The sequence below is a fragment of the Pseudomonas sp. SAR267 genome (assembly GCF_052077595.1).
GTDB classification, from domain to species: domain Bacteria; phylum Pseudomonadota; class Gammaproteobacteria; order Pseudomonadales; family Pseudomonadaceae; genus Aquipseudomonas; species Aquipseudomonas vlassakiae.
In genome coordinates, this window is sequence record NZ_JBQIHU010000001.1 from 3,232,455 (window position 1) to 3,245,467 (window position 13,013).

Annotated in this window: 10 protein-coding genes; 9 read left to right on the forward strand and 1 reads right to left on the reverse strand. The window is 61.3% G+C overall.

Annotated elements, in window-relative coordinates:
• Positions 1–1,143, forward strand: a complete 1,143-nt coding sequence (argE, locus tag ACTORR_RS15375; protein WP_262108126.1) for an acetylornithine deacetylase — start codon at positions 1–3, stop codon at positions 1,141–1,143.
• Between the two features lie 125 nt (positions 1,144–1,268).
• Positions 1,269–2,567, forward strand: coding sequence for an amino-acid N-acetyltransferase (gene argA, locus ACTORR_RS15380; protein WP_054883881.1), 1,299 nt, complete (start codon positions 1,269–1,271; stop codon positions 2,565–2,567).
• Between the two features lie 151 nt (positions 2,568–2,718).
• Here argA and ACTORR_RS15385 read toward each other — a convergent pair whose 3' ends face one another.
• Positions 2,719–4,095 carry a glutamine synthetase family protein gene (locus ACTORR_RS15385; protein WP_014592784.1) on the reverse strand — a complete coding sequence of 459 codons (1,377 nt, stop codon included), beginning with the start codon at positions 4,093–4,095 and terminating at the stop codon, positions 2,719–2,721.
• 574 nt (positions 4,096–4,669) lie between these two features.
• Between ACTORR_RS15385 and ACTORR_RS15390 the strand changes: the two genes are divergently transcribed.
• The 7 genes from ACTORR_RS15390 to ACTORR_RS15420 all read left to right on the forward strand — a co-directional run bounded on the left by ACTORR_RS15390 (position 4,670) and on the right by ACTORR_RS15420 (position 12,994).
• Positions 4,670–6,028 carry a glutamine synthetase family protein gene (locus ACTORR_RS15390; protein ID WP_262108127.1) on the forward strand — a complete coding sequence of 453 codons (1,359 nt, stop codon included), beginning with the start codon at positions 4,670–4,672 and terminating at the stop codon, positions 6,026–6,028.
• A 46-nt stretch (positions 6,029–6,074) separates the two neighbouring features.
• On the forward strand, positions 6,075–7,436 hold the full coding sequence (locus ACTORR_RS15395; protein ID WP_313364885.1) for an aspartate aminotransferase family protein: 1,362 nt from the start codon (positions 6,075–6,077) through the stop codon (positions 7,434–7,436).
• A 170-nt stretch (positions 7,437–7,606) separates the two neighbouring features.
• Positions 7,607–8,704 (forward strand): polyamine ABC transporter substrate-binding protein, encoded by a 1,098-nt coding sequence (locus ACTORR_RS15400; protein ID WP_262108128.1) that lies wholly within the window; start codon positions 7,607–7,609, stop codon positions 8,702–8,704.
• A gap of 174 nt (positions 8,705–8,878) precedes the next feature.
• A complete protein-coding gene (locus ACTORR_RS15405; protein WP_313364886.1) occupies positions 8,879–9,973 on the forward strand; it encodes a polyamine ABC transporter substrate-binding protein in 1,095 nt (364 codons plus the stop codon).
• A gap of 71 nt (positions 9,974–10,044) precedes the next feature.
• Positions 10,045–11,187 (forward strand): ABC transporter ATP-binding protein, encoded by a 1,143-nt coding sequence (locus ACTORR_RS15410; RefSeq protein ID WP_054885465.1) that lies wholly within the window; start codon positions 10,045–10,047, stop codon positions 11,185–11,187.
• A 35-nt stretch (positions 11,188–11,222) separates the two neighbouring features.
• Positions 11,223–12,104 carry an ABC transporter permease subunit gene (locus ACTORR_RS15415; protein WP_176507617.1) on the forward strand — a complete coding sequence of 294 codons (882 nt, stop codon included), beginning with the start codon at positions 11,223–11,225 and terminating at the stop codon, positions 12,102–12,104.
• Positions 12,101–12,994 (forward strand): ABC transporter permease subunit, encoded by an 894-nt coding sequence (locus tag ACTORR_RS15420; RefSeq protein WP_054885467.1) that lies wholly within the window; start codon positions 12,101–12,103, stop codon positions 12,992–12,994. Before ACTORR_RS15415 ends, ACTORR_RS15420 begins: the two co-directional genes overlap by 4 nt.
• Positions 12,995–13,013 lie beyond the last annotated feature (19 nt).

Below are 13,013 nucleotides of genomic sequence, written 5' to 3' on the forward strand. Positions count from 1 at the left end.
ATGCCGTTGCCGACGCTGAAAGACCAGTTTGCCGCCTTGATCGCCGCGCCCTCGGTCAGTTGCACCCAAGCTGCCCTGGACCAGTCCAACCGCCAGGTCATCGACCTGCTGGCCGGTTGGCTGGGTGATCTGGGCTTCCGTTGTGACATCCAGCAGGTCAGCCCTGGCAAGTTCAACCTGTTGGCTAGCCGCGGTAGCGGCCCTGGTGGCCTGGTGCTGGCCGGTCACAGTGACACGGTGCCCTACGATGAACAGCTGTGGTCCAGCGACCCGCTCAAGCTCACTGAGGTTGATGGCCGCTGGGTGGGCCTGGGCAGCTGCGACATGAAAGGCTTTTTCGCCTTGGTCATCGAGGCGGTGATCCCGCTGCTGGAGCACGACTTCAAGCAGCCGCTGCTGATCCTCGCCACCTGTGATGAAGAAAGCTCCATGTCTGGCGCTCGCGCTCTGGCTACCGCTGGCCAGCCACTCGGCCGCGCGGCGGTGATCGGCGAGCCCACGGGCTTGCGGCCGATCCGCATGCACAAGGGCATCCTCATGGACCGCATTGACATCCTCGGGCGCAGCGGCCATTCGTCCGACCCGAGCCTGGGCCATAGCGCGATGGAGGCCATGCATGAGGTGATGGGTGAGTTGATGGGGCTGCGCCGGCAGTGGCAGGCGACCTTCAGCAACCCGCAGTTCACCGTACCCACGCCAACCATGAACTTCGGCTGCATCCATGGCGGTGACAACCCCAACCGCATTTGCGGCCAGTGCGCCCTGGAGTTCGACCTGCGCCCCCTGCCAGGCATGGATGTCGAACAGCTGCGCGCCGCCATCCGTGGCAAGTTGCAGCCGGTGGCCGAGCGTCATGAGGTGCGTATCGACTACGCTCCGCTGTTCCCTGAGGTGCCACCGTTCGAGCAGGCCGCCGATGCCGAACTGGTACAAGTGGCCGAGCGCCTCACCGGCCACCGCGCCGAAGCGGTAGCATTCGGTACCGAAGCGCCTTATCTTCAGCAGCTTGGTTGCCAGACCATCGTACTGGGCCCTGGCGACATTGCCTGCGCCCACCAGCCTGGCGAATACCTTGAAATGTCACGAATCGAGCCTACCGTGCGTCTATTGCGTGACCTGATCCGGCATTATTGCCTGAGCTAAACGTCCACCCTGTTGATTCGTTCTTGCCTAGAGGAGACCGCGCGTGACCGCAAGCCTGTTCCGACGATGATCCTGAACGCCGTGTCATTCACCGTTCTCCGTCCACTTTATCCACAGGCCCTGTCATGCCCGAATACGTCAACTGGCTGCGTCATGCCTCCCCCTACATCAATGCCCATCGCGATTGCACGTTCGTGGTCATGCTTCCCGGCGATGGGGTTGAACACCCGAATTTCGGCAATATCGTCCACGACCTGGTGCTGCTGCACAGCCTGGGTGTGCGCCTGGTGCTGGTGCATGGTTCGCGCCCGCAGATCGAAAGCCGCCTCGCGGATCGGGGCCTGACCCCACATTACCACCGGGGCATGCGCATTACCGATGCCGCCACCCTGGACTGCGTGATCGACGCTGTCGGCGCCCTGCGCCTGGCCATCGAGGCGCGCCTGTCGATGGACATCGCTGCCTCACCGATGCAGGGTTCACGCCTGCGCGTGGCCTCCGGCAACCTGGTCACGGCGCGGCCGATCGGTGTGCTCGAGGGGGTGGACTACCACCACACCGGCGAAGTGCGCCGGGTCGACCGCAAGGGCATCAGCCGCCTGCTCGACGAGCGCTCCATCGTGCTGCTGTCGCCACTGGGCTATTCGCCGACCGGAGAAATCTTCAACCTGGCCTGTGAAGACGTTGCCACTCGCGCAGCCATCGAACTGGGCGCCGACAAGCTGCTGCTGTTCGGCGCCGAGCCCGGGCTGCTGGACGAAAACGGCAAGTTGGTGCGTGAGCTGCGCCCGCAGCAGATCGCTCCTCACCTGGCGCGCCTGGGCAGCGATTACCAGGGCGAACTGCTGGATGCAGCCGCCGAGGCGTGCAAAGGTGGCGTGGCGCGTAGCCACATTGTCAGTTATGCCGAGGATGGTGCGCTGCTGACCGAGCTGTTCACCCGTGAGGGTGGCGGTACGCTGGTGTCGCAGGAGCAGTTCGAAGTGGTGCGCGAGGCGACCATCGACGATGTCGGTGGCTTGCTGGAGTTGATCAGCCCGCTGGAAGAGCAGGGCATTCTGGTGCGTCGTTCGCGTGAGGTGCTGGAGCGTGAGATCGAACAATTCAGCGTGGTCGAGCGTGAGGGCATGATCATCGCCTGTGCGGCGCTGTATCCGATTGCCGAGTCGCAGGCGGGTGAACTGGCGTGCCTGGCGGTGAACCCGGAGTACCGCCATGGCGGGCGCGGGGATGAGTTGCTTGAGCGCATCGAGGGGCGGGCGCGGCAGATGGGGTTGAATACCCTGTTCGTGCTTACCACGCGCACGGCACACTGGTTCCGTGAACGCGGGTTTGCGCCTAGCGGCGTGGAGCGCCTGCCGGCGGCGCGGGCTTCGCTGTACAACTACCAGCGCAATTCGAAGATTTTCGAGAAATCCCTATAAGCCTGTGCCGCAGCCTCTGTGGGAGCGGCCTTGCGTCGCGAAAGGGCCGCAAAGCGGCCCCGGCGATTTCAGCTTGATGCACAAATCTTGGGGGCGCTTCGCACCCAATCGCGACGCAAGGCCGCTCCCACAATGGGGGCGGCGTTTTTGTTTACACGGTATGCAGATACCAGTTGTACTCGAGGTCGGAGATCGAGTGCTCGAACTCCTCCAGCTCGCTCTCCTTGCACGCGACGAAGATGTCGATGTACTTCGGATCGATGTACTTGTTCAGGATCTCGCTGTCGTCCAGCTCGCGCAGGGCATCGCGCAGGTTGTTCGGCAGGCTTTGCTCCAGCTGTTCGTAGGAATTGCCTTCGATGGGCGCGCCTGGCTCGATCTTGTTGGTCAACCCATGGTGCACGCCCGCCAGCACCGCAGCCATCATCAGGTACGGGTTGGCGTCGGCGCCGGCCACGCGGTGCTCGATACGCACGGCATCGGCAGAGCCGGTCGGCACGCGCAGGGCCACGGTGCGGTTGTCCAGGCCCCAGCTCGGTGCGTTCGGCACGTAGAACTGCGCACCAAAGCGGCGGTACGAGTTGACGTTCGGGCAGAGGAAAGCCATGGATGCGGGCAGGGTCTCGAGCACACCGCCGACAGCGTGACGTAGCGCGGCGTTCTGCTCGGGATCCTCGCTGGTGAAGATGTTGTTGCCATCTTTGTCCAGCACGGAAATGTGCACATGCAGGCCGTTGCCAGCCTGGCCCGGGTAGGGCTTGGCCATGAAAGTGGTGTCCATTTCATGGTCGTAGGCAATGTTCTTGATCAACCGCTTGAGCAGTACCGCGTAGTCACAGGCCTTGAGCGGGTCGGCAACGTGGTGCAGGTTGACTTCGAACTGCGCCGGGGCGCTTTCCTTGACGATGGCGTCAGCCGGAATGCCTTGCTCTTTCGCGCCTTCCAGGATGTCCTGCAGGCAGTCGGCATATTCGTCGAGGTCGTCGATCAGGTACACCTGGGTCGACTGTGGGCGCTTGCCCGAAATTGGCGAGCGTGGCGGCTGCGGGCGGCCGTTCACGTTCTCCTGGTCGATCAGGTAGAACTCCAGCTCGAACGCGGCGCAGATGGTCAGGCCCATATCGGTGAACTTGCTCACCACCTGACGCAGCACTTCGCGCGGGTCGGCGAAGAACGGCTCGCCTTCCAGTTCGTGCATGGTCATCAGCAGCTGCGCGGTCGGGCGCTTTTGCCATGGCTCATTACAGAGCGTGTCGGGGATTGGATAGCAGATGCGGTCAGCATCGCCGATGTCCAGGCCCAGCCCGGTGCTTTCGACGGTGGAACCGTTGATGTCCAGGGCGAAGAGGGAGGCCGGCAGGTTGATGCCTTTCTCGTAAACCTTGTGGAGGCTGGTGCGCTCAATGCGCTTGCCACGCACCACACCATTCATATCTGCAATCAGAAGGTCAACGTAGAGAACCTCAGGATGTTCCTTAAGGAACGCGTTCGCTTCGTTAAGCTGAACGGCACGCGGGGGTACCGACATGATGCAACACCTTTGTTGTTAAAAATATCAATCAAGGGGGGCTTGCTGGACCAGTCAATCGAAAAGACAAACTGATGTCAAGCCAACCCCATGATGCCTCGAAATGGCACATCGACGGCAGATTTGCTGCATATCGGGGCATGCCATTATCCGCTATTTCCCACGCAAAGGGCTATCTCCGACCGGCCGTGTTTTATTTTTTACGGAGGTGTTGTGTAAAAAAATTAACAAGGCTAAGCTCGGACTCAACCCAGAACACAATAATACGAGGGTCACATGGTCCGCTTGTCGCGACCTGAATGCGCTGCCTGCGCAGTGCAGTCGGGTATCCCTGCCGTTCCCGCACGCATCAGTCGAGCTGTGGCCCGCATGGCCGCAATAATTGACGCTTTGCGTACCCGGACCAAACCTCGTAACGCTTTTTCGTTGCTCTTCTCGTATCCCTGCCCTTTGACACCACTACGGACACGCTTGTTTTCAGTGTATCCACAGTGCGCCTGCGCGTGGGTTTTTGCTTTAGCCATCTACTCCATCCAGAATCAGGGCGCGGACCACCTTACCTCCTGAGGTATTTATGAGTAACAACCTCGACCAGCTCACCGATTGGTTGAAAGAGCACAAGATCACCGAAGTCGAATGCCTGATCAGCGACCTGACCGGCATCACCCGCGGCAAGATCTCGCCGACCAACAAATTCATCGCTGAAAAAGGCATGCGCCTGCCCGAAAGCGTGCTGCTGCAGACCGTGACCGGCGATTATGTCGACGATGACATCTATTACGACCTGCTCGACCCGGCCGACATCGACATGATCTGCCGCCCTGACCAGGACGCCGTGTTTCTCGTGCCGTGGGCCATCGAGCCGACCGCCCAGGTGATCCACGATACCTACGACAAGAAAGGCAACCCGGTCGAACTGTCACCGCGCAATGTCCTGAAGAAAGTTCTGCAGCTCTACGCTGACAAGGGCTGGCAGCCTATCGTCGCGCCGGAGATGGAGTTCTACCTGACCAAGCGCAGCGAAGACCCGGACTTCCCGCTGCAGCCGCCGGTTGGCCGCTCGGGCCGCCCGGAAACCGGTCGCCAGTCGTTCTCGATCGAAGCCGCCAACGAATTCGACCCGCTTTTCGAAGACGTCTACGACTGGTGCGAACTGCAGCGCCTGGACCTCGACACGCTGATCCACGAGGACGGCACGGCACAGATGGAAATCAACTTCCGTCACGGCGATGCCCTGCACCTGGCCGACCAGATCCTGGTGTTCAAGCGCACCATGCGCGAGGCCGCGCTCAAGCACAACGTGGCCGCCACCTTCATGGCCAAGCCGATGACCGGCGAGCCGGGCAGCGCCATGCACTTGCACCAGAGCGTGGTCGACGTGACCACTGGCAAGAACATCTTCAGCAATGAAGACGGCAGCATGAGCGAACTGTTCCTGCACCACATCGGTGGCCTGCAGAAGTTCATCCCCGAGGCGCTGCCGCTGTTTGCCCCTAACGTCAACTCGTTCCGCCGCTTCCTGCCTGACACCTCGGCGCCAGTGAACGTCGAGTGGGGTGAGGAAAACCGCACCGTCGGCCTGCGCGTACCGGATGCCGGCCCGCAGAACCGTCGCGTCGAAAACCGCCTGCCAGGCGCCGATGCCAACCCTTACCTGGCCATCGCCGCCAGCCTGCTGTGCGGCTATATCGGCATGGTCGAGGGCATCGAGGCCAGCGCGCCAGTCCAGGGCCGTGGCTACGAGCGCCGCAACCTGCGCCTGCCGCTGACCATCGAGGACGCCCTCGAGCGCATGGAAAACAGCCGTGCGCTGGTGCAGTACCTGGGCAAGAAGTTCATCACCGGCTACGTCGCCACCAAACGCGCCGAGCATGAGAACTTCAAGCGCGTCATCAGCTCCTGGGAGCGTGAGTTCCTGCTGTTCGCTGTCTGATCAACCCTGAGGCCGCGGGTGCGGCCGCCGGAAAATGGAGAGGCACATGAGCGTCAACAACCCGCAAACCCGTGAATGGCAGACCCTGAGCGGCGAGCACCACCTTGCACCCTTCTCTGACTACAAACAGCTGAAGGCGAAGGGGCCGCGCATCATCACCAAGGCGCAGGGTGTGCATTTGTGGGACAGCGAGGGGCACAAGATCCTCGATGGCATGGCCGGCCTGTGGTGTGTGGCGGTCGGCTATGGCCGTGAAGAGCTGGTGCAGGCGGCGGAACGACAGATGCGCGAGCTGCCGTACTACAACCTGTTCTTCCAGACCGCTCACCCGCCAGCGCTGGAGCTGGCCAAGGCGATCACCGACGTGGCGCCCGAAGGCATGACCCATGTGTTCTTCACCGGCTCCGGCTCCGAAGGCAACGACACCGTGCTGCGCATGGTTCGCCATTACTGGGCGCTGAAGGGTAAGCCGCATAAGCAGACCATCATTGGCCGCATCAACGGTTACCACGGTTCCACCTTCGCGGGTGCGTGCCTGGGTGGCATGAGCGGCATGCACGAGCAGGGTGGCCTGCCGATCCCGGGCATCGTGCACATTCCGCAGCCGTACTGGTTCGGTGAGGGCGGCGACATGAGCCCCGACGAATTCGGCGTGTGGGCGGCCGAGCAGCTTGAGAAAAAGATTCTGGAGGTGGGCGAAGACAACGTCGCCGCCTTCATCGCCGAGCCGATCCAGGGCGCTGGTGGGGTGATCATTCCGCCGGAAACCTACTGGCCGAAGGTCAAGGAGATCCTCGCCAAGTACGACATCCTGTTCGTCGCCGACGAAGTGATCTGTGGCTTTGGCCGCACCGGCGAGTGGTTCGGCTCCGACTACTACGGCCTCAAGCCCGATCTGATGACCATCGCCAAGGGGCTCACGTCCGGTTACATCCCCATGGGCGGTGTGATCGTGCGTGACAAGGTGGCCAAGGTGATCAGCGAAGGTGGCGACTTCAACCACGGCTTCACCTATTCCGGCCACCCGGTGGCGGCCGCAGTGGGCCTGGAAAACCTGCGCATCCTGCGCGATGAGCAGATCATCGAGAAGGCGCGCACGGAAGTGGCACCCTACTTGCAAAAGCGTCTGCGCGAGCTGCAGGACCATCCGCTGGTAGGCGAGGTGCGTGGCCTGGGCCTGCTCGGTGCGATCGAGCTGGTCAAGGACAAGGCCACCCGCAGCCGTTACGAAGGCAAGGGCGTGGGCATGGTGTGCCGCAACTTCTGCTTTGAAAACGGCCTGATCATGCGCGCGGTGGGCGACACCATGATCATCGCGCCACCGTTGGTGATCAGCCGCGAGGAAGTCGACGAGCTCGTGGAAAAGGCGCGCAAGTGCCTCGACCTGACCCTCGAAGCGATCCGTTGAGCGTTTGCTAGGCTAGCGATGTGACATTAAGTGGTTACAAGGGGCTGCTTTCCTTGAAACAGCGCCTTGTAACTTGCCAGACTAGCGGCTGTTTCAGTCGCTGCGACGCGTGTAGCGCGGGGCCTGGCTGCTGAACGGATGGCTAATCAAAAAAATCTGGAGCATTACGCATGAATAAAATGGGCAAGACGTTGCTGGCCGCAGCCCTGATGGGTGCCATGGCCTCCGCTGTTCAGGCAGAAGACAAAGTGTTGAACGTCTACAACTGGTCGGACTACATCGCTCCGGACACCATCGCCAAGTTCGAGAAGCAGACCGGAATCAAGGTCAAGTACGACGTCTTCGACAGCAACGAGACCCTTGAAGCCAAGCTGCTGGCCGGCAAGTCGGGCTACGACATCGTCGTGCCGTCCAACAACTTCCTGGCCAAGCAGATCAAGGCTGGCGTCTACGAGGAACTGGACCGCTCCAAGCTGACCAACTGGAAGAACCTCGACCAGGACCTGCTCAAAGCCGTTGGCGATGCCAGCGACCAGGGCAACAAGCACGCCTTCCCGTACATGTGGGGCTCGATCGGTATCGGCTACAACCCGGAGAAGGTCAAGGCCGCGCTGGGCGTGGACAAGATCGACTCGTGGGACGTGGTGTTCAAGCCTGAGAACATCGCCAAGCTCAAGAGCTGCGGCGTGAGCTTCCTGGATGCCCCGACCGAGATGATCCCGGCGGCGCTGCACTACCTGGGCAAGCCGACCAACAGCACCAGCAAGGATGACCTGAAGGCCGCCGAAGAGCTATTCCTGAAGATTCGTCCTTCGATCACCTACTTCCACTCGTCCAAGTACATCGGCGACATGGCCAACGGCAACATCTGCGTGGCCGTTGGCTATTCGGGTGACCTGGAGCAGTCCAAGGCCCGTGCCCACGAGGCCGGCGACAAGGTCAAGGTGGACTACGTGATTCCGAAAGAAGGTGCCGGCACCTTCTATGACATGGTCGCCATCCCGAAAGATGCCGAACATAAAGATGCCGCCTACCAGTTCATGAACTTCCTGCTGCAGCCGGAAGTCATGGCCGAAATCACCAACGCTGTGCGCTTCCCGAATGGCAACGCCGCTGCCACCCAGTTCGTGGACAAGGAAATCACCAGCGACCCGAGCATCTATCCGCCAGCTGACGTGAAGAAAAAGCTGTACGCCATCGCTGCGCCGGATGCCAAGGTCCAGCGTGACATCACCCGCAGCTGGACCAAGATCAAATCGGGCAAATAACCCCCGATGCGTGACCTCTGGGTCGGGGTTTCCCGGCCCGGAGCCTGTGAATGGCAATTGATGATTGCGGCAACGAAGCTGCGCAGGTAAGTTGCGCGCCGGTTTTGTGTGCGCGGCAGCGCTTGTACCGATAAGCACGCCGTCACCGAGGCACTGATTGTGAGGACCACCCACTTGTCTATTTCTGTACTACGCAAGGCCTTGATGGCTGGAGCGGGCCTGACGCTGGCATGCAGCGTCCAAGCGGCGCCTACGGTGCACTTCTACAACTGGTCGGACTATATCGGCCCGAACACCCTCGCGGACTTCGAAAAGGCAACGGGTATCAAGCCCGTGCAGGACGTTTTCGATTCCAACGAAACCCTGGAAGGCAAACTGCTGGCCGGCAACACCGGCTATGACGTGGTTGTGCCGTCCAACCATTTCCTCGGCAAGCAGATCAAGGCGGGCGCTTTCCAGAAGCTCGACAAGCACCTGCTGCCCAACTATTCCAATCTCGACCCGGCGCTGATGAAGCGCCTGGAAAAGAACGACCCGGGCAACCAGTACGCCGTGCCTTATCTGTGGGGCACCAACGGCATCGGTTACAACGTCGACAAGGTCAAGGCCACGCTGGGCGTGAACACCATCGACTCCTGGGCCGTCCTGTTCGAACCCGAGAACATGAAGAAGCTATCCAAGTGCGGCGTGGCCTTCCTCGACTCGGCGGATGAAATGCTCCCGGCGGTGCTCAACTACATGGGGCTCAACCCCAACAGCACCGACCCCAAGGATTACGCCAAGGCCGAGCAGAAACTCCTGGCCGTACGCCCGTACGTGACCTACTTCCACTCGTCCAAGTACATCACCGACCTGGCCAACGGCGACATCTGCGTCGCGGCAGGCTTTTCGGGTGATGTGTTCCAGGCCAAGGCCCGCGCTGAAGAAGCGAAAAAGGGCGTGAACCTGGCCTACGCCATTCCCAAGGAAGGCGGCAACCTCTGGTTCGACGTGCTGGCGATCCCCAAGGACGCCAAGAACGTCAAGGAGGCCCACGCCTTCATCAACTATTTGCTGAAACCTGAGGTTATCGCCCAGGTCAGTGATTACGTCGGTTACGCCAACCCGAACCCCAAGGCTGGCGACCTGATGGACCAGGCCGTGAGGACTGACGCTGCGGTTTACCCACCGCAGGAAGTGCTGGACAAGATGTTCGTGAACTCAGAGTTGCCGCCCAAGGTGCAGCGCCTCATGACCCGTAGCTGGACCAAGGTCAAGTCGGGCAAGTAATCATCCAGACCCGCTGCGGTACCTGGAACACAGGCCGCGCGGGCACAAAAATCTTGTTGGGAGTTTCACTCATGGCAGTTGCCTCCGGTGCCTATAAAAAAGCCCTCGAGGGTGGCCAGCAACCCAAGCAGGTGCTGGTCAAGATCGACCGGGTTACAAAAAAATTCGACGAAACGGTCGCCGTGGACGATGTGTCCCTGGAAATCCGCAAAGGCGAGATCTTCGCCCTGCTGGGTGGCTCCGGTTCCGGCAAATCGACCTTGCTGCGCATGCTGGCCGGCTTCGAGCGCCCGACTGAAGGGCGGATCTTCCTCGACGGCGTCGACATCACCGATATGCCGCCGTACGAGCGGCCGATCAACATGATGTTCCAGTCCTACGCGCTGTTCCCGCACATGACCGTGGCGCAGAACATCGCCTTCGGCCTGCAGCAGGACAAGATGCCCAAGGCCGAGATCGACGCCCGCGTGGCCGAGATGCTCAAGCTGGTACACATGACCCAGTACGCCAAGCGCAAGCCACACCAGCTCTCCGGTGGCCAGCGCCAGCGGGTGGCCCTGGCCCGCTCCCTGGCCAAGCGCCCCAAGCTGCTGCTGCTCGACGAGCCGATGGGCGCACTGGACAAGAAACTGCGTTCGCAGATGCAGCTGGAACTGGTGGAAATCATCGAGCGCGTAGGGGTGACCTGCGTGATGGTGACCCACGACCAGGAAGAAGCCATGACCATGGCCCAGCGCATCGCCATCATGCATTTGGGCTGGATCGCCCAGATCGGCTCGCCGGTGGATATCTACGAGACCCCGACCAGCCGCCTGGTGTGCGAATTCATCGGTAACGTCAACCTGTTCGAAGGTGAAGTAGTCGACGACGCCGAAGGCCACGCGATCATCGCCAGCCCGGAGCTGGAGCGCAAGATCTACGTCGGCCACGGCATCACCACTTCGGTGGAAGACAAGCACATCACCTACGCCCTGCGCCCGGAAAAGCTGCTGGTGACCACGACTCAGCCAGACTTCGAACACAACTGGTCACGTGGCAAGGTCCACGACATCGCCTACCTGGGCGGCCACTCGGTGTTCTACGTCGAGCTGCCAAGCGGCAAGATCGTTCAGTCGTTCGTCGCCAACACCGAACGCCAGGGCGCTCGCCCGACCTGGGGCGATGAAGTGTACGTGTGGTGGGAAGACGACAGCGGCGTGGTACTGCGGTCATGAAACCTCGCAAGCTCAAGCGAGCCTTCCAGCGCCTTATCCCGGAGGGGCGGCACCTGGTGATCGGCGTGCCGTTCATCTGGCTGTTCCTGTTCTTCATGCTGCCGTTCTTCATCGTGTTGAAGATCAGCTTCGCCGAAGCCGACGTGGCGATCCCGCCGTATACCGAGATCTACACCTACGTCGAAGACAAGATCCAGTTGGTGCTCAACCTGGCCAACTACGGCCTGTTGACCGAGGATGAGCTGTACATCTCGGCCTATCTGGGCTCGTTGAAGATGGCCTTCTTCAGCACTCTGCTGTGCCTGCTGATCGGCTACCCGATGGCCTACGCCATCGCCAACGCCAAGAAGGAGACCCAGACAGTCCTGCTGCTGCTGATCATGATGCCGACCTGGACTGCGATCCTGATCCGCGTCTATGCCTGGATGGGCATCCTCAGCAACAACGGGCTGCTCAACGGCTTCCTGCTGTGGACCGGTTTGATCGATCAGCCGTTGCAGATCCTCAACACCAACCTGGCGGTGTACATCGGCGTGGTCTATTCGTACCTGCCGTTCATGATCCTGCCGCTGTTCGCCAACCTGGTGAAGCACGACCCGAGCCTGCTCGAAGCGGCTTCGGACCTGGGGTCAAGTACCTTCAACAGCTTCTGGAAAATCACCGTGCCGCTGTCGAAGAACGGCATCATCGCCGGCTGCATGCTGGTGTTCATCCCGGTGGTGGGCGAGTTCGTCATTCCTGAGCTGCTTGGCGGTCCGGAAACCTTGATGATCGGTAAAGTGCTGTGGCAGGAATTCTTCAACAACCGTGACTGGCCGGTGGCATCCGCCCTGGCGGTGGTGATGCTGGCGATCCTGATCGTGCCGATCCTGCTGTTCAACCGCAGCCAGGCCAAAGAAATGGAGGGCAGGGCATGAAGCGTTTCAGTTTTTCCAAGCTGATGCTGGTGCTCGGCTTGCTGTTCATCTACCTGCCGATGCTGATCCTGGTGATCTACTCGTTCAACGCCTCCAAACTGGTGACGGTGTGGGGTGGCTGGTCGGTGAAGTGGTACGTCGGCCTGCTCGACAACACCCAGCTGATGGGTTCGGTGATGCGCTCGCTGGAAATCGCCTGCTACACGGCAGTGGCTGCGGTGGCGCTGGGTACCCTGGCCGCTTTCGTGCTGACCCGGGTCACCCGCTTCAAGGGCCGCACGCTGTTCGGCGGCCTGGTCACCGCACCGCTGGTGATGCCCGAAGTGATCACCGGCCTGTCGCTGTTGCTGCTGTTCGTGGCCATGGCACAGATGATCGGCTGGCCACAGGAGCGTGGCATCGTCACCATCTGGATCGCTCATACTACGTTCTGTGCGGCGTATGTGGCGGTAGTGGTGTCGGCACGCCTGCGCGAGCTGGACCTGTCGATCGAGGAAGCGGCGATGGACCTGGGTGCCAAGCCGTGGAAGGTATTTTTCCTGATCACCATCCCGATGATCGCGCCATCGCTGGCGGCGGGCGGCATGATGTCGTTCGCCCTGTCGCTGGACGACCTGGTACTGGCGAGCTTCGTGTCCGGCCCAGGTTCGACCACCTTGCCCATGGAAGTGTTCTCGGCAGTGCGCCTGGGCGTGAAGCCTGAGATCAACGCCGTGGCCAGCCTGATCTTGCTGTCGGTGTCGCTGGTGACCTTCTTTGTCTGGTTCTTCAGCCGCCAGGCCGAAGAGCGTCGGCGCAAGGCGATCCAGCAGGCGATCGAAGAGGGTGCGGCGGCCAACGCCTCGCAGCCACAGGTCAAGCGCCCGACGCAGGTGGCTGCGTCGGCCTGACCCGGCCCTTTCGCGGGCA

Excerpts from the sequence above, each read along its gene's own strand:
- ACTORR_RS15420 (WP_054885467.1), top strand. The coding sequence starts at position 12,101 with ATGAAGCGTTTCAGTTTTTCCAAGCTGATGCTGGTGCTCGGCTTGCTG.
- ACTORR_RS15400 (WP_262108128.1), top strand. The coding sequence starts at position 7,607 with ATGAATAAAATGGGCAAGACGTTGCTGGCCGCAGCCCTGATGGGTGCC.
- argA (WP_054883881.1), top strand. The coding sequence starts at position 1,269 with ATGCCCGAATACGTCAACTGGCTGCGTCATGCCTCCCCCTACATCAAT.
- ACTORR_RS15385 (WP_014592784.1), bottom strand. The coding sequence starts at position 4,095 with ATGTCGGTACCCCCGCGTGCCGTTCAGCTTAACGAAGCGAACGCGTTC.
- ACTORR_RS15410 (WP_054885465.1), top strand. The coding sequence starts at position 10,045 with ATGGCAGTTGCCTCCGGTGCCTATAAAAAAGCCCTCGAGGGTGGCCAG.
- ACTORR_RS15390 (WP_262108127.1), top strand. The coding sequence starts at position 4,670 with ATGAGTAACAACCTCGACCAGCTCACCGATTGGTTGAAAGAGCACAAG.
- ACTORR_RS15395 (WP_313364885.1), top strand. The coding sequence starts at position 6,075 with ATGAGCGTCAACAACCCGCAAACCCGTGAATGGCAGACCCTGAGCGGC.
- argE (WP_262108126.1), top strand. The coding sequence starts at position 1 with ATGCCGTTGCCGACGCTGAAAGACCAGTTTGCCGCCTTGATCGCCGCG.